This window comes from Kitasatospora acidiphila, assembly GCF_006636205.1.
GTDB lineage: Bacteria > Actinomycetota > Actinomycetes > Streptomycetales > Streptomycetaceae > Kitasatospora > Kitasatospora acidiphila.
In genome coordinates this window covers 1,080,788-1,101,815 of record NZ_VIGB01000003.1, presented here as the reverse complement: position 1 = coordinate 1,101,815, position 21,028 = coordinate 1,080,788, and the positions used below count along the sequence as shown (strand labels likewise).

29 protein-coding genes are annotated in these 21,028 nt (G+C 71.1%); 16 read left to right on the top strand and 13 right to left on the bottom strand.

Annotation, left to right across the window (positions count from 1 at the left end; genetic code table 11):
* Window positions 1-44: 44 nt before the first annotated feature.
* The gene (locus tag E6W39_RS05845; protein ID WP_141632597.1) at window positions 45-665 is read left to right on the top strand and encodes a TOPRIM nucleotidyl transferase/hydrolase domain-containing protein; all 621 of its coding nucleotides are present in this window, start codon (window positions 45-47) and stop codon (window positions 663-665) included.
* A gap of 123 nt (window positions 666-788) precedes the next feature.
* On the opposite strand, the gene E6W39_RS05840 is transcribed toward E6W39_RS05845, so the two are convergent.
* The 4 genes from E6W39_RS05840 to E6W39_RS43980 are packed head-to-tail and all read right to left on the bottom strand — an operon-like array spanning window position 789 to window position 2,141.
* Window positions 789-1,010 (bottom strand): DUF397 domain-containing protein, encoded by a 222-nt coding sequence (locus E6W39_RS05840; protein WP_141632596.1) that lies wholly within the window; start codon window positions 1,008-1,010, stop codon window positions 789-791.
* 54 nt (window positions 1,011-1,064) lie between these two features.
* The gene (locus tag E6W39_RS05835) at window positions 1,065-1,283 is read right to left on the bottom strand and encodes a DUF397 domain-containing protein (protein ID WP_141632595.1); all 219 of its coding nucleotides are present in this window, start codon (window positions 1,281-1,283) and stop codon (window positions 1,065-1,067) included.
* Window positions 1,280-1,906 (bottom strand): DUF5753 domain-containing protein, encoded by a 627-nt coding sequence (locus E6W39_RS05830; protein WP_141632594.1) that lies wholly within the window; start codon window positions 1,904-1,906, stop codon window positions 1,280-1,282. The genes E6W39_RS05835 and E6W39_RS05830 overlap by 4 nt, the downstream gene beginning before the upstream one ends.
* Before the next feature lie 31 nt (window positions 1,907-1,937).
* On the bottom strand, window positions 1,938-2,141 hold the full coding sequence (locus E6W39_RS43980) for a helix-turn-helix domain-containing protein (RefSeq protein ID WP_181799126.1): 204 nt from the start codon (window positions 2,139-2,141) through the stop codon (window positions 1,938-1,940).
* 373 nt (window positions 2,142-2,514) lie between these two features.
* Here E6W39_RS43980 and E6W39_RS42675 point away from each other — a divergent pair, with 373 nt between their 5' ends.
* The 3 genes from E6W39_RS42675 to E6W39_RS05815 all read left to right on the top strand — a co-directional run bounded on the left by E6W39_RS42675 (window position 2,515) and on the right by E6W39_RS05815 (window position 3,577).
* Window positions 2,515-2,649: a hypothetical protein gene (locus E6W39_RS42675; RefSeq protein ID WP_267286674.1), complete on the top strand. Its 135-nt coding sequence runs from the start codon at window positions 2,515-2,517 to the stop codon at window positions 2,647-2,649.
* A gap of 148 nt (window positions 2,650-2,797) precedes the next feature.
* Complete coding sequence (locus tag E6W39_RS05820; protein ID WP_181799125.1) at window positions 2,798-3,250, top strand: GNAT family N-acetyltransferase; 453 nt, start codon at window positions 2,798-2,800, stop codon at window positions 3,248-3,250.
* Window positions 3,251-3,313: 63 nt separating this feature from the next.
* On the top strand, window positions 3,314-3,577 hold the full coding sequence (locus E6W39_RS05815) for a DUF397 domain-containing protein (protein WP_141632591.1): 264 nt from the start codon (window positions 3,314-3,316) through the stop codon (window positions 3,575-3,577).
* A gap of 164 nt (window positions 3,578-3,741) precedes the next feature.
* Here the strand turns inward: E6W39_RS05815 and E6W39_RS05810 are convergent, their stop codons facing one another.
* The gene (locus E6W39_RS05810; protein ID WP_181799124.1) at window positions 3,742-4,803 is read right to left on the bottom strand and encodes a hypothetical protein; all 1,062 of its coding nucleotides are present in this window, start codon (window positions 4,801-4,803) and stop codon (window positions 3,742-3,744) included.
* A gap of 162 nt (window positions 4,804-4,965) precedes the next feature.
* On the opposite strand from E6W39_RS05810, the gene E6W39_RS05800 reads away from it, so the two are divergent.
* On the top strand, window positions 4,966-5,841 hold the full coding sequence (locus E6W39_RS05800) for an NAD-dependent epimerase/dehydratase family protein (protein ID WP_141632589.1): 876 nt from the start codon (window positions 4,966-4,968) through the stop codon (window positions 5,839-5,841).
* Window positions 5,842-5,939: 98 nt separating this feature from the next.
* Complete coding sequence (locus E6W39_RS05795; protein WP_141632588.1) at window positions 5,940-7,451, top strand: S53 family peptidase; 1,512 nt, start codon at window positions 5,940-5,942, stop codon at window positions 7,449-7,451.
* Between the two features lie 60 nt (window positions 7,452-7,511).
* Here the strand turns inward: E6W39_RS05795 and E6W39_RS05790 are convergent, their stop codons facing one another.
* Window positions 7,512-8,273, bottom strand: coding sequence for an SDR family NAD(P)-dependent oxidoreductase (locus tag E6W39_RS05790; protein WP_101383937.1), 762 nt, complete (start codon window positions 8,271-8,273; stop codon window positions 7,512-7,514).
* A 51-nt stretch (window positions 8,274-8,324) separates the two neighbouring features.
* Window positions 8,325-9,464 carry an acyl-CoA dehydrogenase family protein gene (locus E6W39_RS05785; RefSeq protein WP_141632587.1) on the bottom strand — a complete coding sequence of 380 codons (1,140 nt, stop codon included), beginning with the start codon at window positions 9,462-9,464 and terminating at the stop codon, window positions 8,325-8,327.
* Between the two features lie 107 nt (window positions 9,465-9,571).
* Here E6W39_RS05785 and E6W39_RS05780 point away from each other — a divergent pair, with 107 nt between their 5' ends.
* Entirely contained in the window at window positions 9,572-10,174 is a 603-nt protein-coding gene (locus tag E6W39_RS05780) for a TetR/AcrR family transcriptional regulator (RefSeq protein WP_141632586.1), read from the top strand.
* Window positions 10,175-10,368: 194 nt separating this feature from the next.
* Here E6W39_RS05780 and E6W39_RS05775 read toward each other — a convergent pair whose 3' ends face one another.
* From E6W39_RS05775 to E6W39_RS05755, 6 genes are all read right to left on the bottom strand, one after another.
* Window positions 10,369-10,803: a nuclear transport factor 2 family protein gene (locus E6W39_RS05775; RefSeq protein ID WP_141632585.1), complete on the bottom strand. Its 435-nt coding sequence runs from the start codon at window positions 10,801-10,803 to the stop codon at window positions 10,369-10,371.
* Between the two features lie 25 nt (window positions 10,804-10,828).
* Window positions 10,829-11,110 (bottom strand): metal-sensitive transcriptional regulator, encoded by a 282-nt coding sequence (locus tag E6W39_RS05770; RefSeq protein WP_141632584.1) that lies wholly within the window; start codon window positions 11,108-11,110, stop codon window positions 10,829-10,831.
* A 177-nt stretch (window positions 11,111-11,287) separates the two neighbouring features.
* Window positions 11,288-11,476 carry a heavy-metal-associated domain-containing protein gene (locus E6W39_RS05765; protein ID WP_141632583.1) on the bottom strand — a complete coding sequence of 63 codons (189 nt, stop codon included), beginning with the start codon at window positions 11,474-11,476 and terminating at the stop codon, window positions 11,288-11,290.
* Between the two features lie 5 nt (window positions 11,477-11,481).
* On the bottom strand, window positions 11,482-11,613 hold the full coding sequence (locus E6W39_RS42670; protein ID WP_267286673.1) for a hypothetical protein: 132 nt from the start codon (window positions 11,611-11,613) through the stop codon (window positions 11,482-11,484).
* A gap of 124 nt (window positions 11,614-11,737) precedes the next feature.
* Window positions 11,738-12,625: a M56 family metallopeptidase gene (locus tag E6W39_RS05760; RefSeq protein WP_141632582.1), complete on the bottom strand. Its 888-nt coding sequence runs from the start codon at window positions 12,623-12,625 to the stop codon at window positions 11,738-11,740.
* A complete protein-coding gene (locus E6W39_RS05755; protein WP_141632581.1) occupies window positions 12,622-12,990 on the bottom strand; it encodes a BlaI/MecI/CopY family transcriptional regulator in 369 nt (122 codons plus the stop codon). Before E6W39_RS05755 ends, E6W39_RS05760 begins: the two co-directional genes overlap by 4 nt.
* A 202-nt stretch (window positions 12,991-13,192) precedes the next feature.
* Here E6W39_RS05755 and E6W39_RS05750 point away from each other — a divergent pair, with 202 nt between their 5' ends.
* The 9 genes from E6W39_RS05750 (at window position 13,193) to metK (ending at window position 20,982) form a co-directional block, all read left to right on the top strand.
* Window positions 13,193-14,470 (top strand): trans-sulfuration enzyme family protein, encoded by a 1,278-nt coding sequence (locus E6W39_RS05750; protein WP_141632580.1) that lies wholly within the window; start codon window positions 13,193-13,195, stop codon window positions 14,468-14,470.
* A 121-nt stretch (window positions 14,471-14,591) separates the two neighbouring features.
* Window positions 14,592-15,095: a MaoC family dehydratase gene (locus E6W39_RS05745; protein WP_141632579.1), complete on the top strand. Its 504-nt coding sequence runs from the start codon at window positions 14,592-14,594 to the stop codon at window positions 15,093-15,095.
* A 49-nt stretch (window positions 15,096-15,144) separates the two neighbouring features.
* Window positions 15,145-15,966 carry a class I SAM-dependent methyltransferase gene (locus E6W39_RS05740; RefSeq protein WP_141632578.1) on the top strand — a complete coding sequence of 274 codons (822 nt, stop codon included), beginning with the start codon at window positions 15,145-15,147 and terminating at the stop codon, window positions 15,964-15,966.
* A 34-nt stretch (window positions 15,967-16,000) separates the two neighbouring features.
* Window positions 16,001-17,041, top strand: a complete 1,041-nt coding sequence (locus tag E6W39_RS05735) for a class I SAM-dependent methyltransferase (RefSeq protein WP_141632577.1) — start codon at window positions 16,001-16,003, stop codon at window positions 17,039-17,041.
* A gap of 59 nt (window positions 17,042-17,100) precedes the next feature.
* On the top strand, window positions 17,101-18,000 hold the full coding sequence (locus tag E6W39_RS05730; protein ID WP_141632576.1) for a diiron oxygenase: 900 nt from the start codon (window positions 17,101-17,103) through the stop codon (window positions 17,998-18,000).
* Window positions 18,001-18,088: 88 nt separating this feature from the next.
* Complete coding sequence (locus E6W39_RS05725; RefSeq protein WP_141632575.1) at window positions 18,089-18,943, top strand: class-II aminoacyl-tRNA synthetase family protein; 855 nt, start codon at window positions 18,089-18,091, stop codon at window positions 18,941-18,943.
* A gap of 1 nt (window position 18,944) precedes the next feature.
* Window positions 18,945-19,361 carry a holo-ACP synthase gene (gene acpS / locus E6W39_RS05720; RefSeq protein ID WP_141632574.1) on the top strand — a complete coding sequence of 139 codons (417 nt, stop codon included), beginning with the start codon at window positions 18,945-18,947 and terminating at the stop codon, window positions 19,359-19,361.
* A gap of 62 nt (window positions 19,362-19,423) precedes the next feature.
* A complete protein-coding gene (locus tag E6W39_RS05715) occupies window positions 19,424-19,666 on the top strand; it encodes an acyl carrier protein (protein ID WP_141632573.1) in 243 nt (80 codons plus the stop codon).
* 122 nt (window positions 19,667-19,788) lie between these two features.
* Entirely contained in the window at window positions 19,789-20,982 is a 1,194-nt protein-coding gene (metK, locus tag E6W39_RS05710) for a methionine adenosyltransferase (protein ID WP_141632572.1), read from the top strand.
* Window positions 20,983-21,028: the final 46 nt, after the last annotated feature.

Here is a 21,028-nt window from a genome sequence, read left to right as displayed (position 1 = left end):
CCGCTCGGATCGGCACCTCGTCGCTCGCCCCGAGATGGAGTGTTATGGCTGACATGAGAGCGTTCCGCGAGGCGGTCACGGCCTGGGCAGCAGGTGGCGACGGCCGGGAGCTGGCCCACGAGTTGGCCGAGCGGCTGCCGGTCCGGACGATCGTGCTGCTCGAAGGGCCGAGCGACGTCGCCGCCGTCGACGCGCTCGCCGCGGCCTGCGGCCGGGACCTGTCGGCCGAGGGGATCTGCGTGCTGCCGATGGGCGGCGCTATGAGCGTCGGCCGCTTCGCCGAGCTTCTCGGACCAACCGGCCTGGGCCTCCACCTGACGGGACTGTGCGATGTGCAGGAGCGGGACTACTACGTGCGCGGCTGGGCGCGGGCCGGAGCGGACCCGCAGGACTTCCTGGTGTGCGAGGCGGACCTGGAGGACGAGTTGATCCGCGCGCTGGGTTTGGAGCTGGTGCGGGAGCTCATCCGGGCGGAGGGCGACCTGCGCGCCCTGGAGGTGTTCCTGCAGCAGCCCGCCCAGCGGAACCGCACCGCGCAGCAGCAACTGCGGCGGTTCTTCGGCACCAAGAAGGGACGCAAGATCCACTACGGCCGCGTCCTCGCCGAGGCCCTCACCCCCGAGCGGACACCCGCTCCACTCTCCGGCCTGTTCGCCATCCTCTGAGAGCCGGGCGATGCGCTGCACTGGGCGGAACCCTCGTGCACGAGCAGGAGGTTGCTGAGGGGTGGGGGAGGGCATGGCCTGGCGCTGTACCGCCGGGCCATGCCCCACTCATGCTGACCGGTGTCAGTTCACCGGGACCAGGGTGTCGGAGCCGACGGCCGACACGAACTGCTGGGCAGCGTCGACCGAGTAGCGGTGGGCGGGGCCGGTCGGGTTCTTGCTGTCGCGCACCGCGATTTCACCGGGCAGGCCGGCGGCCAGCTCGACGCAGTTCCCATCGTGGCTGCTGCAGGTCGACTTGACGAAGGTGAAGCCGGTCTCATCGGCGTTGGGGTGGTAGCTCACGTGAGACTGGCTCCCTGGTCGGGTTGGCAGGGGACTCGGCTCGGAATGATGACGTCAGTTCACCGCAACGAGGGCGTTGTTACCCACGGCGGCGGTGAACTCGGCGAAGGCGGAAGGGCTGTAAACGTGCGCCGGGCCGGTCGGGTTCTTGCTGTCTCGCACCGCGACTTGGCCGGGCAGGCTGGCAGCTTCGACGCAGTTGGTGGACTGGTTGCTCTTGGTGGACTTCGTCCATGTGACACCCAGGGCTGCTGCGTTGGGGCGGAACGTCATCTCAGTTTGTCCCTCTGTTCGGTGATAAGCGCTACGGAGTCGTCCGGCCCGAGGGCCACAGCCCTGATCAGGTCAAACTTCTTGGCATACAGCTCCACGTCGCGAGCATCTTCGATCCAGATGCTGGAGTGGACCCCGTCGATAAGGACCACGTCGAGGTCGGTCCTCTGCGGAAAACCGAGGATGGTGAAGGCACCGTTCATACCATGGTGTGCTGGCGCACCAAGGGGCATCACCTGGATGTTTACATTGGGGCGCTTCGCTCGTTCGATCAGCAAGGTCAGTTGCTCGGCCATGACAGCTTGGCCGCCGACGCCTGAGCGGATGGCCTGCTCATCAATGACAGCCCACACTTCGAGCGGGATCTCGCGGATCAGGGCGCCCTGACGGGCGAGGCGCACGTCCACGATGGCATCGACGTTGACTTCGGCCTGCAAGGCGAGTTTGGTGATGATCTCGCGTGCGTAGGCGGGGGTTTGAAGTAACCCTGGGATGAACGATGCCTCATAAGCTCGTATTGACGTCGCGTCGGCCTCCAACGTCACCAAGTCTCCCAGAGCGTCGCTGAGGTATTCGCCGTAGTTCTGCCACCACATGCCGCGCTTGGAACTGTTCTTCGCCACCCCGACCAGCGCTTCGACCAGGCCGGTATCCTCACTTATAGAGCGCGAGGAGTGCCCGGACCTCGTCCGGTTTGATGGCTCCTCGACCGTTCTCGATTCGGCTCAGCTTCGGCTGAGACATGCCCGGCATGGCCCCGGCGACATCGTCGTGACTGAGACCGGCCGTGACGCGGCTCCTTTTGAGAAGTGCGCCGAGCTGACGGCGACGGACGGTCGCCCCAGCCTCTCCTGCCATTCCCCTGCCCTTCTGACGTGCTGGTGGTCCAGTCTGCCCTGCTGCGGACCGCATTCGCCAGCACAGTCAGCGCCAACAGTGGACCGAATTCGGGTTCGAATTGGATATATCCAATTTTTCGTGACCAGCTTGCACTCCTAAGCTACCAGGCCTCATGCTGAGCGTGACGAGCTGAATGCCCTCGGTGATTAGGCGTCGATGGCTCGTGCTGCTCTGCTCGTCAACAGCACATTGACCGACCGTCAGACCCGGTCCGCCCTCTCGTGAGCCCCCGTGGCCGCAGCCCTGGGCGTGTACCGCGCCGTGACGATCGCCGCGACCGTCACGGCCGCTTACCTCAGCCGCTTACGCACCTCTCCGGCCAGGGGCAGTGGTGATCGCCGATGCCGTCCACTCGGGTGTGCAGGCCGTGCGGGATGGCGTCACCGCCCGGCTGGTGGAGTTCGGCGGGATCGCAGTCATCGTCGTCGGCGCAGGCCTCGGGATGGTTGGGCTCGCCTGGGTCTGAACACGCCTGGCCCGCCGGGGCAGGCGTGTTCAGTGCGGTGCAGCCCAGTTCAATAGATTGTCAGCGGTAGAACCCGTGCGGGCCGCTCCTCGGTGTCCTAGGGTCGATCTTCATGACGAAGCCGATTCGGACTGTTCGCCTGGAACCGATGACCGAGGACGAGTTCAGCCCCTGGGCAGAGCCGCAGATCGCGCGCTATGCGCAGGCGAAGACCAGGGCGGGGGCCTGGAATCCGGAGGAAGCGCTGGCGAATTCCCACGAGAACTTCGACCGGATGCTGCCGAAGGGACTCGCGACTCCCGGGCATCACGTGTGGGTTGCGCGTGACGAGAAGACGAGCGAGCGGGTCGGGACGCTGTGGATCGAAATGCGCTCCTCCGCGGCCCACTCGGAGGCTTATGTCTGCTTCGTCGAGGTGGACGAGGCGCAGCGGGGCAAGGGCTACGGCCGCGCCATCATGGACGCCGGGGCAACGGCCGCTCGGCGGCTCGGGGTGGCGTCCATGGCCTTGAACGTCTTCGAGGACAACACGACGGCCTACAACCTCTACAGCAGTCTCGGCTACCGCACCGCGAACCGGACCATGCGACTGGAGCTGTGAGGAGCCCGGCAACGCCCGGGAATTGGCGCCGGCGGGTGCACGGCATACGGAAGAGGAGCACAGATGTCGCAATCGAAGCGTGTGTTCAGCGCACAGGAGTTGGCGGCCGTGCAGTGGTACGCGGCGCCGGGTGACACCGACGGGCCGCAGGTCGCGTTCATGGCGGATGGCTACGTCGTGTGGCGCCATGGCGGTGATCCGCAGGCGCCTGTGCTGGTGTTCGACCAGGGGGAGTGGGAGGCGTTCCAGGCGGGTGCCGCCGCTGGGGAGTTCCAGGATTTGGTGGGCTGTAGCCTCGCCGCTGACGTGACCAGTTCTCAGGATTGATGGCCACTGGGTGGCCACTTGGACGTGTAGGTGACCATAGGGCCTGTGAGCCTGTGCGGTTCACGGCCCCTCTGTCCCTGGCGTCGACGGGGTACCTGACACAGCAGGCGCCCCTGGCGCAGAGTGCCAGGGGCGCCTGACCTGGGCGGTCGGCGTGCTGGGCGTTACCAGGCGATGACCATCAGCCCGGGGCCGCCGGCTGTGCCGGGCTGGCCTGCCTCGCCGGCTCCGCCGGTGTAGCCGCCCTGGAAGCCGGTGCCGCCGTATCCGCCCGCGCCGCCGTTTCCGCCAAGGCCGCCGTTGCCTCCGACACCGACGTTGGCGGGGACCGTGTAGGTGCCGTCGGGGAGCTTCAGGGTGGTGGGGCCGACGCCCTTGGCACCTGTCCCGCTGGTGGTGGGCCAGCCGCCGCGGCCCGCGTAGTGGTGGGACTGGTCCGCGCCCCGGATGCCGGGGGCGCCCTGACCGCCGACCTGGCCGACGGTCGGAGTCACCTCACTGTTGCCGCAGAGCAGTTGATCGGCCGCCCCGCCCGCACCGCCGGGGCTGGCACCGGAGGGCTGCCCGCCGGTGGCCCCGCTCTCGGTGCCGCCGGCTCCGCCTCCGGCGCCCCCGGTGCTCGTGCCGCCCGATCCCGGGTGCACGTAGAGCGGTGGCATCTGGTCGGTGATCCCCGTCAGACCGGTCTGAAGGGGGCCGGAGTTGCCGGTGCCGCCGCCCTGCCCGTTCCAGCCGTTCGACCCGTTGCCCCGGAAGGTCCAGCCGCCCGCGCCGCCGGCGACCGAGCCGCCGCCCTGCCCGCCGGCGCCACCGCCGCCGACCTGGACGGCGAAGAGCTCCCCGGGACGGACGTCCATGGTGCACTGCACGAAGGCGCCGGACCCGCCGCCCGCGCCGCTCGTGCCGCCCGCACCACCCGCACCCCCGCCGCCGGTGTAGTTCCCGGTGACCCCGCCGCCGCTCTCGCCGCCCTCTCCACCACCGCCGCCGCCACCGCTCGCCCCGCCGGCGCCGCCGCCGCCACCGCTCCACAGGTACACGGTGATCGAGTTGATCCCGTCCGGGACGAGCCACTGCTGCTCCTGCTCATCCAGGAACTGCTCGTGCCCGTGATACGGGTTCCCCTGCGCGGTGGCGGCGTGGACCGTGCCGGGCACGGCGGTCAGCGTGGTAGCGGCCATCGCGGTGAGCGCGGCGATGCGGAGCGCGAAAGAGCGAGTTGTCATGCACTCAGATTATGGAGCTGTCAGCACAATTGAGAGTGCATCATTCCGGATCACTCGAAGGAGTGAATGGGTCGGCGCCCGGAGAGTGGGACTGACGATCAGTCAAGTGAGCGAGTGGCGTGGCGTAATCGGGCCAGACGACTACAGATGGAGGGGACACCCATGAAGATCCTGGTGCTCGGCGCCACCGGTTACATCGGCGCGGCGGCGGTCGCACGGCTCACGCAGGACGGTCACGAGATCGTCCGCCTGGTCCGCGACGCCTCCCGCGTCGCGTCCGAACTCCCGCACCGGGTCGGCGACCTGAGCGACCCCGAATCGCTGAGCGCCGCCGTGACCGATGACATCGACGCGGTGGTGCACATCGCCAGCCCCATCGGGGACCAGGCGGCGGACACCGCGGCCGTCGACGCGCTGCTGGCGCCGCTGCGGGGTACCGGGCGGGCGTTCGTGTACACCAGCGGTGTCTGGGTGCTCGGTGCCACCGATGACGCGCCGGTTGACGAGGAGGCGGCCACCAACCCGATCCCGCTGGTCGGCTACCGCCCGCTGATCGAGCAGCGGGTGCTGGCCGCCGCGGCGGACGGGGTGCGGGCGACGGTGCTGCGCCCCGGCATCGTCTACGGGGACGGCGGCGGCATCCCGGCGATGATGGTCGGCTGGGCCCGTGAGCACGGCACCGGCCGGTACGTGGGCGCCGCCGACACCCGCTGGCCGATGGTGCACGTGGCGGACCTCGCCGACCTGTACGCGCTGGCACTGGGCAAGGACGCGCCCGGCGGCGTGCTGCACGCCGTGGCGCTGGCGGAGGTGCCGGTAGCCGGGTTGGCCGCGGTCGCGGATGTCGCTGCGGGCGGCACCGGTCGCGCCGAGCCGTGGCCGGGCGAGGCCGCCGCCGCGGCCTTCGGCGCCCTGTTCGCCGAGGCCCTGGGGCTGAACCAGGTGGTCTCGGCTCGCCGGACCGTCACCGAACTGGGCTGGCAGCCGAGCCGTCCGCATCCGTTCACCGCGCTGCTGTCGGACGTGCGCGGAAGCTGAGCGTTTCACCAGCGTTCTGTCGGATCCATTGAGTGGTGGTTGGCCGCGCCCGTACACTCGCGCCGCAAGTCCCCCAACCATCCCTCATGGAGGACTACTTGAAGGCCATCACCGTACGCCGGCTGCTGCTCGCGGGAGTCAGCAGCCTGGCCCTCGCCGCGACCGGCGTGCTCGCCGCTCCGGGCGGCAGTGCCACCGTGTCCGCCGCCTACCCGGCAGTGCACCCCACGGTCGCCGACTACCTCCAGCTGTCGGCCGGCGCCACACCGCCCACCCAGGCCCAGTGCGCGGCGGCCGGCCGGCGCTGCTTCAGCCCGCAGGCGGTCCGCGCTGCCTACAACCTCGGCCCGCTGTACGCCAACGGGGACGACGGTCGCGGTCAGACCATCGCGATCATCGACTCCTACGGCAGCGACACCATGGCGCACGACCTGCACGTCTTCGACCAGGCCTTCGGCGTCGCCGCGATGTGCGGCGAGGAGGGTGCGGCTTGCCAGCCCGGCATGCCGAGCTTCAGCGAGCTGCACCTGCAGGGTTCGCCCGCCACCGTCGCACCGCCGCCCACCAGCCAGGGCACCGGCCAGGAGGACAAGGCGGCTTGGGACCTGGAGGTCTCGCTCGACGTGGAGACCGCGCACGCGATGGCCCCCGGCGCCAACATCCTGCTGGTCACCACCCCCACCGCCGAGACCCTGGGCGTGCAGGGCATGCCGCAGATGATGGACGCCGAGCAGTACGTGGTCGACCACCACCTGGCGAACGTCATCTCGCAGTCCTTCTCCAGCGACGAGGGGGCGTTCCACAGCGAGGCGTCCCTGGAGAACCTGCGGCACGCCTTCAAGTCGGCGGCGCAGAACGGCGTCACGATGCTCAGCTCGTCCGGTGACAGCGGCTCGGCCGGCGCCACCAAGACCCCGGTGAAGTCCGGCGGCACCACCCTGCCCTACCCGTCGGTGGGTTGGCCGGCCTCCGACCCGCTGGTCACCGCCGTCGGCGGCACGTACCTGTGCACCGACCCGGGCGCGGTCAGCGGACGGACCACGGACAGCAGTGACAACCCGGCCGCCTGCCAGTCCAACCCCGGTGCGGCCGAGGTGGGTTGGACCGGCTCCGGGGGCGGGTACAGCCAGTACTTCGCCAAGCCCGCCTACCAGTCGTCGCTGCCGGCCGGCTCCACCGCGATCGGTGCGATGCGCGGTGTCCCGGACGTCTCGCTGCAGGCCGCGCCCGGCACCGGTGCGCTGATCTACGTCTCGCTGCCGCCGGACGGCTCCTCGGGCCTCAAGTGTGGTGCCACGGCGTGTAGTTCGGGCTGGTACGACATCGGCGGCACCTCGCTGGCCTGCCCGGAGACGGCTGGCCTGGTGTCGATCGCCGACCAGCTGAACGGCGGCGGGCTGGGTCAGATCAACCCGGCGCTGTACAAGCTGAGCACCGACCCGGCCAAGTACGCCGCGGACTTCAACGACGTGACCCTCGGCAACAACACCACCGACCCGACCGTGCCGGGCTACCCCGCCACCACCGGCTGGGACCCGATCACCGGGCTCGGCACCCCCAACGCCGCCGCCCTGCTGCCCGACCTGGTCAGCGCGGTCCACGCGGGCTGAGTTCCGAACAGCTGAAGGCCCGCCCGAATCCCCGGGCGGGCCTTCGGCATCAGCGAAGCGTCAGCGGGCCGACATCCGCAGCGCGCCGTCCATCCGGATCGTCTCGCCGTTGAGGTAGTCGTGCTCGGCGACCATGGTGACCAGGCGGGCGTACTCCGTCGGGTCGGCCAGCCGCTGCGGGAAGGTGACGCTGGCGGCGAGCCCGGCCTTCACCTCGTCGCCGAAGCCGGCCATCATCGGAGTGTCCACGATGCCGGGCGCGATGGTGACGACGCGGATGCCGTACTGCGCCAGGTCGCGGGCGGCGGTGATGGTCATGCCGGCCACACCCGCCTTGGAGGCGGCGTAGGCGATCTGGCCGACCTGGCCCTCGAAGGCCGCGATCGAGGCGGTGTTGACGATCAGGCCGCGCTGGCCGTTGTCGTCCGGCTCGTGCTGGGCGATGGCCTCGGCGGCCAGCCGCATCACGTTGAAGGTGCCGATCAGGTTGACGTCGATCACCGTGCGGAACAGGTCGAGGTCGTGGGCGCCCTTGCGGCCGAGGATCCGGGCGGAGGGGGCGATGCCGGCGCAGTTGACGGCCACCCGCAGCTGGGCGCCGTCGGCGTCGATCCGGGCCAGCGCCTCGCGGACCGGCGCCTCGTGGGTGACGTCGGCGGCCAGCAGGGTGACGCCGTCGAGCTGGTCGCCGGCGGCCTCGATCGCCTTCTCGAGGTCGAGGCCGTAGACGGTGGCGCCGCGGGCCGCCAGGGCGGCGGCGGTGGCGGCACCGAGGCCGGAGGCGGCGCCGGTGACCAGTGCAGCGGATCCGGTGAGGTCCATATCAGGTTCCTTGGGGGAGTTCCTTGGGCGAAGACTGGAGGTGACGGGCCGTCAGTGGGACAGCCCGCGGCTGATAACGAGCCGCTGAATCTGGTTGGTTCCCTCGAAGATCTGGGTGATCTTGGCTTCACGCATATAACGTTCAACCGGGAAGTCCCGGGTGTAGCCGTAGCCGCCGAGCACCTGGACGGCGTCGGTGGTGACCTTCATGGCGGCGTCGGTGGCGACCAGCTTGGCCACGCTGGCCTGGCGGCTGAACGGCCGGCCGGCGTCGCGGCGGCGGGCCGCGTCCAGGTAGGTGGCCCGGGCCGAGTCGACGGCGGCGGCCATGTCGGCCAGCATGAAGCCGAGTCCCTGGTGGTCGATGATCTTCTTGCCGAAGGTGGTGCGCTCGTTGGCGTAGTCGACCGCGGCGTCCAGGGCGGCCTGGGCCAGGCCGGTGGCGCAGGCGGCGATGCCGAGTCGGCCGCCGTCCAGGGCGCTGAACGCGATCTGCAGCCCCTGGCCCTCGGTGCCGATCAGCCGGTCGGTCTCCAGCACCGCGCCGTCCCAGTAGGCCGCGGTGGTGGGCACCGCCTGCAGGCCCATCTTACGCTCGGGGGCGCCGAAGCTGAGGCCCTCGGCGGTGCCGGGCGCCAGGAAGCAGGAGACGCCCTTGCTGCCGGGCGCGGTGCGGGCGAACAGCGAGTAGAAGTCGGCCCGGCCGCCGTGGGTGATCCAGGCCTTGGTGCCGGTGATCCGGTAGCCGTCCGGGGTGAGCTCCGCCTTGCAGTTGAGCGAGGCGGCGTCAGAGCCGGCCTGCGGCTCGGAGAGGCTGTAGCCGCCGACCATGGCGCCGGCCAGCATGTCGGGCAGCCAGCGCTGCTTCTGCTCGTCGGTGCCGAAGGTGTACAGCGGGTGGCAGGCCAGGGTGTGCACGCTGGTGGCGACCGCGATGGCGGCCCAGCGGGCGGCGAGCTCCTCCAGTACCTGGAGGTAGACCTCGTACGGCTGGCCACCGCCGCCGAACTCCTCGGGGTAGGGGAGGCTCAGCAGGCCGGCCTGGCCGAGGATGCCGAACAGGCCCTCGGGGTAGGTCTCGGTGCTCTCGTGCTCTTCGACTCGTGTGGCGAGCTCGCGATCGGCGATCTCGCGGACAAGGGCGATCAGATCCTCTGCGTCCTGGGTGGGGAGCATGCGGTCGACGGCCACGGCGACTCCAAAACGGTACTTTAGGAGGTACGTCAGTACCGCTTAGCGTAGCGCATAGGCTGACCTGCGGATACGCGGTGCAGCAGGCGGCCTGTAATACTGGCCGCATGATCGAGTCCTCCGCCGTGGGCGCGCCCAGGCTGACCGGCCGCGGTGCGGCCCGCCGGTCGGAGCTGTTCGACGAACTGGTGGCCCTGGTGATCGCCGAGGGCTTCGCCGGATTCACCCTGGACGAGCTGGCCGCCCGGCTGCACTGCTCCAAGCGCACCCTCTACGGGCTCGCGGGCAGCAAGGAGCAGCTGGTCCGGGGCGTGGTGGTGCACTTCTTCCGGCGCGCCACCGGCCGGGTGGAGGGCGCGCTGGCCGCCGAGAGAGACCCGGTGGCCCGGCTCGAGGCCTACCTGCGCGCGGTGGCCGATGAACTGGCGCCCGCCGCACCGGTCTTCTTCGACGACGTGGCCGCGTTCGGGCCGGCCGCCGAGGTCTATGAGCGCAACACCCGCGCGGCGGCGGGCCGGATCCAGCAGCTGATCGAGGAGGGCGTGGCGGCCGGTGTGTTCCGCGAGGTCCATGTCGCGTTCGCCGCCGAGGTCATCAGCTCGGTGATGGTGCGCATCCAGCAGCGCCAAGTCGCGGTCGCCACCGGCCTGGCCGACGCCGAGGCCTACGCCCAGCTCGCCGAGCTGCTGCTGCGCGGGCTCACTCGCTGACGTTGAGCAGGCTCACTTGCTGACGCTGCGTGGGTTCACGCGCTGACGTTGAGCGGGCTCACTTGCTGACGCTGCGTGGGTTCACGCGCTGACGTTGAGCGGGCTCACTTGCTGACGCTGCGTGGGTTCACGCGCTGACGTTGAGCGGGCTCACTCGCTGACGCTGCGTGGGTTCACTCGCTGTTGACCGGTGGTCAGCTGAGGAGGCGGCGGGCCTCCTCAGTGATGGCCTGGTCGTTGATGCTCGCGTAGCGGCGCGACATCAGGCCGTTGGCGGCGAACTCCCACTGCTCGTTGCCGTAACTGCGCCACCACTGGCCGGTGTTGTCGTGCCACTCGTACGCGAAGCGCACCGAGATCCGGTTGCCGGTGAACGCCCACAGCTCCTTGCGGAGCCGGTAGTCCAGCTCGCGGGACCACTTCTCGCGCAGGAAGGCGGTGATCTCGCCGCGGCCGTGCAGGAACCTGTCCCGGTTGCGCCACTCGCAGTCCGGCGTGTAGGCGAGGGCGACGCGTTCCGGATCCCTGGTGTTCCAGGCGTCCTCGGCGGCCTGCACCTTCAGGCGGGCCGACTCCGCGGTGAACGGCGGGAGCGGCGGCCGGTTGTAGGGGAACGACAGCTGGCTCATCGGGCCTCGCAAACGGGGAGCGGTGTCAGGAGCGGACCAGGCGGGCGATCGCGTCATTGGCCTCCTTGAGCTTGGCGGCGGCCTCCTCGCCGCCCTCCGCCATCGCGTCCCGCACGCAGCAGGCGATGTGCTCGTCGAGCAGCTGGAGCGCGAACGCCTGCAGGGCGCGGGTGGTGGCCGACACCTGGGTGAGGATGTCGATGCAGTAGGTGTCCTGTTCGACCATGCGCTGGAGGCCGCGGACCTGGCCCTCGACTCGGCGGAGCCGCTTGAGGACGTCATCCTTGTGAGTGCTGTAGCTGGCCATGTCCGTCTCCGGTTTCTGCCGTCCGGTTCGGGGGACCCGAGGGGGGTGGGGGCTTTCTTCTACTGTACCCGGGGAGGGTATGGAATCCGAGGGGCCGCCGTTCGGCGACCCCTCGGGACTTCGGCCGGTGCTGCGGTGCTGTTCGAGTGCTGAGCGGCTGGTCGGCCCGCTGCGCGATCAGCCGTCCAGGCGGGCGGTGAGGTCGTAGCCGGCCTCGTCGATGGCGGCCGCGACGTCGGTGCCGCTGAGCGGCGCGGTGCTGTCGACGGTGACCTTGCCGGTGGCCAGGTCGACGGCGACCTCGGTGACGCCGGCGATCTTCTTGAGCTCGGCGGTCACCGAGCTGACGCAGTGGCCGCAGGTCATGCCGGTCACCTCGAAGACGGCGCGGTTGGCGGCCTCGCCCTGGGGGCGGCTGCGGCGCCGGTGCCGCAGGAGCCGCAGCAGGAGGAGGTGGCCGACTCGGCGGCGGTCGGCTCGGCGTTGATGGTGACGTCGGTCATGGCGGTGCTCCTGTCATCGATACCCGAAGTGAGGCCGACCCACGGATCGGCCCGACCACTTGAAAGTACCATACCCCCTAGGGTAAGGAAACGCGCAGGGCGGACCGGCTCGACGGTGCTCCGGTCAGCGCGGAATCGGCCCGCAGGTCAGCAGATACGGCACGGTCGGCCCCAGCGCGATGGCGACCAGCACCGCCAGCCGGACCGGCAGCCGCAGCGGCGGCGCCGGGCGCAGCAGGCGGCGGATCCGCAGCAGCGCCCCCGCGCCGCCGGCCGCCAGCGCCGTCGCCGACGGGACGGCGGTGGCCACCTCGCAGACCGCGGCCGCCAAGTCCTCCGCCGAGCAGCGGCGGGCCGCCCGGTCGTCGGCCATCAACTCCAGCAGGGTGGCCGTCTGCTGGCGCAGTCCGTGCGCCAGCGGCAGCCGCCACAGCGCCCGGGCCAGCCCGGAGCTCACCGTCAGCAGCAGATGGTGACGGCCCGTCAGATGGGCCCGCTCGTGCTCCAGTACGGCGTTCAGCTGCCCCGACGGCAGGCCGGCCAGCGCGCCGCTGCTGACCACCACGGGGCCGCGGGCCAGGCAGTAGGCCGCCGGCGTCGGATGGTCGAGCAGCACGGCGTCCAGCGCGGGATCGCGCCGCCCGGCGAGGGCGAGCCGGTCGAGGTGGTCCGCGCGCTCCCGCCGGGCACGGCGGGCGGCGGCGACGATCGCGCAGAGCGGCCACAGGGCGCCGAGGCCGACCGGCAGCAGCACGGTCGGGCCCTCGGCGGCTGACGGCGCGTCGGAGTCGAACAGCGCCAGCAGGCCGTGCGCGTGCGGGCCGGTGAGGGTGAGGTGGTAGGCCGCCAGCGAGCAGGCCACCGTGAAGGTCGCCGCCAGCCCGTACCAGACCGCCAGCGCGAGCCTCGGTGCGCGCTGCGGCCAGTGCGCCCGGGCCAGCCGCCGCGGGGCGACGGTGCCGACCAGGACGGTGTAGAGCGCCAGGACCAGGGCTGCTGCCAGGGCCGTCACTCGCCGCGCCCGCGCAGCAGGCCTTCGAGTGCCTGGCGCAGGGCCTGCTGCTCGTCCGGTGAGATCTGCTCCGCGAAGTGCGCCAGCGCGGTGGACCGGTCCGGGCTGGAGGTGAGCGCGTCCGCCATCAGTGCGGCGGTGTACTCCTCCCGGCTGCGGACGGGCTCGTAGAGCCAGGCGCGGCCGAGCTTGCGGCGGCGCAGATGGCCCTTGTTGTGCAGGATGTCGGCCACCGTCATCACGGTGGTGTAGGCGATCGGGCGGACCAGGTTCAGATCGTCCACCAGTTCGCGGACCGTGGCCGGCCTGCTCCAGGACCACAGGCGGTCCATGATCTCGGCCTCGAGCTCACCCAGGCGCCGCATATGCCGCCTCTCCCCTCGCCGTCTCTGGTCGTCGCGTCCGCCATGGTAGGCGGTGTGCGCGCGCCAGCGCAGCCTGCTACCCGGTGGGGGTGGGGGTATGTGATGTCGGTCTTTCAACTCTGCTGATCAAAGCGCACGGTGACTCCTCCTTAGTGACATACCCCTTGCCCCGACGGTGGGATGCGGCGGCATCCTGGGCGGTATGACGACTCATCCGGACGCCGCCACCGCGGCGCACCCCACCGCGGCGCACCCCACCGCCACCGCAGCCGACTCCACCGCCACCGCGGCGCACCGAGCTGCCCAACTCCACCCGCAGACCCGGGTCGTGCACGCCGCGACCGGGCACGCCCCCGGGCCCGGCCCGCTGAGCGTGCCGATCTACCAGACCTCCGGCTTCGCCTTCGACGACGCCGACTCGATCGCCACCGCGATGGCCGCCCCGGACGGCGACTACGTGTACACCCGGCGGGGCAACCCGACGGTCCGGGCGCTGGAAACCGCGCTGGCCGAGCTGGAGGGCGGCGCGGCGGCGATCGCGGCCGCCTCCGGCATGGGGGCGATCAGTGCCGTGCTGCTCTCGCTGCTGCAGCCGGGCGACCACGTGCTGGCGCAGAAGTGCCTGTACGGGGGCACCTTCTCGGTGCTGACCGACCTCGGCCGCAGGTTCGGCATCGAGACGACGTACCTGGACGCCGAGGACCCGGCCGAGATCGCGGCCGCTACTCGGTCGAACACCCGCTTGCTGCTGCTGGAGACCATCGCCAACCCGACCACCCGGGTCTGTGACCTGCCGGCCCTGCTGGCCGCCGGCCGGGCTCGCGGGCTGGTCGGCGTGGTGGACAACTCCCTTGCCTCACCAGTGCTCTGCCGCCCGATCGAGCACGGCGCGGACATCGTGGTGCACTCCACCACCAAGTACCTGGCCGGCCACAGCGATGTGATCGGCGGTGCGGCGGTCTTCGCCGATCCCGCGCTGCACCGCACCGTCTGGGCCCGCGCGGTCGAACTCGGCGCCACCCCGGACCCGTTCGCGGCCTGGCTGACCATTCGCGGCCTGCAGACGCTGGCGCTGCGGATGCGCCAGCACTGTTCGAATGCGGCGCTGCTGGCCGAGCGGCTGGCCGCGCATCCGGCCGTGACCACCGTCAACTGGCCTGGCCTGCAAGGACATCCGGATCGTGAGGTGGCGCGCCGACTGCTGTCCGACTGCGGCGGCATGCTCTCCTTCGAGCTGGCGGGCGGCCGGGAGGCCGGGCGCCGGTTCATCGGCGCGGTCCGGCTGGCCAGGCTCGCGCTGTCCATCGGCGGGGTGGAGACGCTGGTGACCCATCCGGCCAGCACCTCGCACCGCGAACTCACCGGGGAGCAGCTGGAGTCGGCGGGAATCGGGCCCGGCACGGTCCGGCTGGCGGTCGGCATCGAGCACCCCGAGGACCTCTGGGCCGACCTTGACCAGGCGCTTCGCAGCGTTCTCTGATCGGCTCGCTTTTTTGGGTTGACCAAATCATTGGCCCCTGCCTACATTGTGGGTGTCTCAACGGCCCGCACCGAGACGAGAGCGAAGAACCGCCCCCGGTGCCGACGGCAGGAGAACCCCCATGTACTACTTCGAGGACTTCGTCGCAGGCGCCGAATTCGAGCTCGGCACCGTGACGGTGACGGACGATCAGATCATCGAGTTCGGCCGACGGTTCGACCCGCAGCCGTTCCACGTCGACCACGAACTCGCCGCCGCCTCCCCGTTCGGCGGGCTGATCGCCAGCGGCTGGCACACCGCCTCGCTGTTCATGCGCCGCTACGTCGACGGGCTGCTGGCCGACAGCGCCTGCCTCGGCTCGCCGGGTGTCGACGAGATCCGCTACCACCGGCCGGTCCGGCCCGGTGACCAGCTGACCGCCCGGGTGCGGATCCTCGGCTCCCGGCCCTCGCTGGGCCGGCCGGACACCGGGATCGTCCAGCCGAGCTGCGAACTGGTCGACAGTGAAGGCCAGTTGGTGTTCAGCATGATCCTGCACAGCATCTTCGGGCGCCGCCCGGCCCGACCGGCCGCGCCGATGCCGTCCGTCGACCCGGTGCACCCGGTGCCGGTCCCCGTCAACTGAGGCACCACGCAGCCGAGTTACCCCCACCCGACTGGAAGGAACCCCCGCCATGGAAGCCGTCTCCAAGACCGCCCAGTGGACGGCCGCTGCCCGGGCCCTGGAGTCCGAGCGCGCCGACGCCCTCTTCGTCGACCCGTACGCCCGCACCGTCGCCGCCGACACCGGCTTCAAGCTGCTCGACCGCTACGCCGGCGCCGGCACCGTCGAGTTCCTGGCCGTCCGCACCACCTACCTGGACCGCGCCATCGCCGCCGCCGTCGCCGGTGAGGGCATCCGCCAGGTCGTCTTCGTCGCCGCCGGCATGGACACCCGCCCGTTCCGGCTGGACTGCTGGGCCGACGGCACCACCGTCTTCGAGCTGGACCGGCCCGCCCTGCTGGCCGCCAAGGAGGAGCTGCTCGACGGCGCCCAGCTGCCCGCCGGGATCACCCGCCGCCCGGTGGCCGTCGACCTCGCGGGGGAGTGGGCCGACTCGCTGCGCCAGGCCGGCTTCCAGGCCGACCGGCCGACCCTGTGGGTGATCGAGGGCCTGACCTTCTTCCTCCCCGAGGACGCGGTGCGCCGGCTGCTGACCGGCGTGCGCACCCTCTCGGCCCCCGGCACCGTGCTGCTCGGCGACTTCGCCAGCCGCGCCTCGCTGGTCAACCCGCTGGCCCGGCCGTTCCTCAACGCCCTGGCCGAAGACGGCGCGGCCTGGCTGTTCGGCACCGACACCCCCGAGCAGTTCCTCGCCGAATGCGGCTGGCAGGCCCGCGAGGTGCGCCAGCCGGGCGAGGACGGCGCCACCTTCGGCCGCTGGCCCTTCCCGGTGCCGCCCCGCGAATTCCGCGGCGCCCCGCGGTCCTTCCTCTACACCGCCGACCTGGCGTAAGCCCGCCCGCCCCCCGAACCGGAGAGGAGGAACCATGACCGCATCCTTCCGCGACCAGGTGATCACCGACGCGGCGGCCGCCGTCCGCGGCCTGACCGTGGCACTCGGCGACCGGCTCGGCCTCTACCAAGCCCTGGCCGGCGCCGGCCCGCTGACCGCCAAGGAACTCGCCACCCGCACCGGACTCGACGAGCGCTACACCACCGAGTGGCTGCACGCCCAGACCAGCGCCGGCTACCTGCAACACGACCCGGCGCACGACACCTACCGACTGCCCGACGCCCACGCCGCCGTGCTCGCCGACGAGGACGACCCGGCCTACGTCGCCCCCTTCTTCACCGCCCTCAAGGCGCTCTACGCCACCGAGGACCAGTTGGCCGCCGCCTACCGCAGCGGCGGTGGCGTCGAATGGTCCGACCACCACGACTCCCTGGACACCGGCATGGGCAGCTTCTTCCTGCCCGGCTACCGCGCCAACCTGGTCCAGCACTGGCTGCCCGCGCTGGACGGCGTGGTCGACCGCCTGCGGGCCGGCGGCAAGGTCGCCGACGTCGGCTGCGGGGTCGGCCACTCGACCCTGATCATGGCCCAGGCGTTCCCCGAGGCCACCTTCCACGGGTTCGACTACTCCGCCGCCGCCATCGAGCACGCCCGCGAACTGGCCCGCCGGGCCGGGCTGGCCGACCGGGTCACTTTCGAGGTCGCCCCCGCCGACGGCTTCCCCGGCCAAGGCTACGACCTGGTCAGCTACTTCAACGTGCTGCACGACCTGGGCCACCCGGTCCCCGCCGCCCGCTGGGCCCACCAGGCGCTGGCCGAGGACGGTGTCTGGATGATCGTCGAGCCCAACGCCAAGGCCGCGCTCGCCGAGAACCAGCACGCCGCAGGACGGCTGTTCATGAGCCTGTCCGCCGTGATGTGCCTGCCGGTCGCCGCCGCCCAGCACGGCCCGCACGCCCTCGGCAACCACGCCGGCGAGGCCGCGCTGCGCGCCATCGCCGAGGGGGCCGGCTTCACCCGCTGGCGCCGCGCCACCGAGACCGCCGTCAGCGCGGTCTACCAGGCCCGCCGCTGAATCCGCCGGTCGGCAGCGCACCCCCACAGGACCGCAGAGACCCCCACAGGAGCCCCGCCATGCCCACCGCCGAACTCGCCGTCACCGACCGGTTCCGCCAACTGCTCGACCGGCTCGCCCAGAAGTCCATCGAGGACTACTACAACCCCTACCAGCGCTTCGACTGGGCCGACTCGCTCGACGACGACCAGTGGTGGATGAGCCCCGAGCTCATCTCGCCGACCGGCACCGCCGCGCTCGACCAGCTCGACGAGGCCACCCGCAAGCGCCTCTCCAAGTGGGAGAGCATCAACTTCTACAGCCTCAACGTGCACGGCATCCGCGAGCTGCTGATCGAGGTGGTCAACCGGATCCACATGCCCGGCTTCGAAGTCCCCTCGGACTTCTTCCACCACTTCATCGGCGAGGAGAACGAACACATGTGGTTCTTCTCCGAGTTCTGCCTCCGCTACGGCGGCAAGATCTACCAGCCGCCGGTGTTCAAGCTGGGCGGCGCCACCGAGCGCCAGGAGCCCGAGGTGGAGAACTTCCTGGTCTTCGCCCGGATCCTGTTCTTCGAGGAGCTGGTCGACTACTACAACATGGCCATGGGCCAGGACGAGCGGCTCTGCCACACCATCCGCCAGGTCAACGCCATCCACCACCAGGACGAGTCCAGGCACATCGCCTTCGGCCGGGAGCTGGTCGCCCACCTCTACGGGCGGATGCGCGAGGCGGTCGGCGAGGACCGGCTGCGCGAGGTCGAGGCCTACCTGAAGCGCTACATGGTCTACAGCCTCAACTCCTTCTACAACCCCGAGATCTACCGCGACGCCGGGATCGCCGACCCGCTCGCCCTGCGCGCCGCGATCATCGGTGACCCGGGCCGCCGCGCCGTCGAGCGCAGGGTGATCCGCAAGCCCATGGCCTTCTTCCGCAAGATCGGCCTGTTCGCCGACGACACCCTCCCCACCGGCTGACGCCTGCTCGATCCAACGGTCAGTCCACCGGCCAGTCCACTGGTCAAGCAACTAACCGACCCCACCACCGAGACCCCGCGAGGTACCGATGAGTCCCACCATCTCGCCGCCCACGGGCGTGCAGCAGGGCGGCCTGTCCGCCCTCGGGCCGGAGGCCACCGCGCTGCTCCGACTGCTGGACGACACCTTCGCCGGCTGGGGCGCCGAGGCCGGCGCCGCCCAGATCATCGCGCCGCCGCTGCTCCCCGCCGCCGACCTGGCCAAGCTCGACTACTACGACAACTTCCCGCACCAGGCGATCCTCGCCACCGCTCTCGACCTCGACCAGCGCGCCGAGCACCCGTTCGCACCCCGGAGCGGCACCTTCCCGCAGCAGGCCCTGGAGCCCGCCGCCCTCGCGCTGCCCTCGGCCGCCTGCTACGGCGTCTACCTGCACCACGCCGGATCGGCCCTGCCCGACGGCACCCTGGTGACCGTGCTCGGCCGCTGCTTCCGCAAGGAGACCGAGTACCACGACCTGCGCCGCCTGCTCGGCTTCCACATGCGGGAGGTGGTCGCGATCGGCAGCCAGGACCACACCGAGCAGCACCTGCGGACCTTCACCGAGAAGATCACCGCGTTCGCCGCCGCGCTGGACCTGCCGCTGCGCAAGGAAGCCGCCACCGACCCGTTCTACGACCGCGGCGGGGCCCGGCTGCTGCTGCAGCAACTCTCCCCGGTGAAGTACGAGTTCCTCTACGAGGACCTGGCCATCGGCTCTGTCAACGTGCACCGGAACTTCTTCGGCGAGCGCTGCGGCATCACCGTCGGCGACACCGGCCAGGCCGCGTTCACCAGTTGCGCCGCCTTCGGCCTGGAACGCTGGCTCTCCGCCCTGACCCGGCGGCACGGCAGCTGGGAGGCCGCCACCGAGGCCGTCCGCCAGGCGGGTTCGGCGGTCTGAGATGCCTGCCGCCGCGGAGGCCGGGCCCCCTCCCGGCTGGGCGAACCTCGGTCTGGACATCGTCGCCGCCGACCGGGTCCGCGAACTGATCGACAACCATGGTGAGCGGTTCCTGCTCCGGATGCTCACCGAGCGGGAGTTGGCCGACTGCCGCACCGACGAGGGCCTGAACACCCTCGCCGTCTGCGGCCGGATCGCCGCCAAGGAAGCCGCCTTCAAGACCCTGCGGGTCGCCGACACCATCCTGCCCTGGCTGGACATCGAGGTCCACCGGGCCCCGGGCGGCTGGCCGCTGATCGAACTGCACGGCCGCGCGGCCCAGTTGGCCGAAGCCGCCGGAATCAGCGGCATCACCGTCAGCATCAGCCACGACGCGGGTTACGCCGCCGCCGTCGCCGCCCCGATCCCGGTCGGCTGAACGGTCGGCTGAACCCGCAATCGCCCCAGCCCAGTTCACCCCACATCTGAAGGAGAACCGCCATGTCCGCGAACATCGAGCCCATCAAGTCCTGGATCCTCGGCCGCCACCCGCAGCGCACCGACATCGCGCCCGACCTGGACCTGATCGAGAACCGCCTGATCGACTCGCTCTCCTTCGTCGAGTTCGTCTTCCTGCTGGAGCAGACCAGCGGACGGCCGATCGACATGGCGACGGTGGAGGTCGACCACCTGCGCACCCTCGCCAGCATCGAGGAGCACTTCTTCGCCGCCGCCGTGGCCTGAAGCCCGGCCCGCCCGCAACGTGCGGCCGCTCCGACCCCCGAGGGGCGGCCGCATCCCCGCAAAGCCGCCCCCCAGGGCTGCTTCCCGCAAGGCTGTGCCCCCACCACCCCCAGGAGCCGACCATGACCCGCCGCCTGTTCACCTCGGAGTCCGTCACCGAGGGCCACCCCGACAAGATCGCCGACCAGATCAGCGACACCATCCTGGACGCCCTGCTCGCCCAGGACCCGACCTCCCGGGTCGCCGTCGAGACCCTGATCACCACCGGCCAGGTGCACATCGCCGGCGAGGTCACCACCAAGGCGTACGCGCCGATCGCCCAACTGGTCCGCGACACCATCCTGGAGATCGGCTACGACAGCTCCAAGAAGGGCTTCGACGGCGCCTCCTGCGGCGTCTCGGTGTCGATCGGGGCCCAGTCCCCGGACATCGCCCAGGGCGTCGACAGCGCCTACGAGCAGCGCCAGGGCGACCCCACCGACGCCCTCGACCAGCAGGGCGCCGGCGACCAGGGCCTGATGTTCGGCTACGCCTGCGACGACACCGCGGAGCTGATGCCGCTGCCGATCACCCTGGCGCACCGGCTCGCCGAGCGCCTCAGCTGCGTCCGCAAGGACGGCACCGTCCCGTACCTGCGCCCGGACGGCAAGACCCAGGTCACCATCGAGTACGACGGCGACCGGCCGGTGCGGCTGGACACCGTGGTGGTCTCCACCCAGCACGCGGGCGGCATCGACCTGGAGACGCTGCTGGCGCCCGACATCCGGCAGTTCGTGGTGGAGCCGGTGCTGCGCGAGGCCGGCATCGACACCACCGGCTACCGGCTGCTGGTCAACCCGACCGGCCGCTTCGAGATCGGCGGCCCGATGGGTGACGCCGGCCTGACCGGTCGCAAGATCATCGTGGACACCTACGGCGGGATGGCCCGGCACGGCGGCGGCGCGTTCTCCGGCAAGGACCCGTCCAAGGTCGACCGCTCGGCCGCCTACGCGATGCGCTGGGTGGCGAAGAACGTGGTCGCCGCCGGCCTGGCCAGGCGCTGCGAGGTCCAGGTGGCCTACGCGATCGGCAAGGCGGCACCGGTCGGCCTGTTCGTCGAGACCTTCGGCACCGAGACCGTGCCGGTCGACCGGATCCAGCGGGCCGTCCTGGAGGTGTTCGACCTGCGCCCGGCCGCGATCATCCGCGACCTGGAGCTGCTGCGGCCGATCTACGCCGCCACCGCCGCCTACGGGCACTTCGGCCGCGAGCTGCCGGACTTCACCTGGGAGCGCACCGACCGCGCCGAGAAGCTGCGCCAGGCCGCCGGCCGCTGACGGCCCCCGTCCGTCGTCCGTCGTCCGTCGTCTGTCGTTCGTCGTC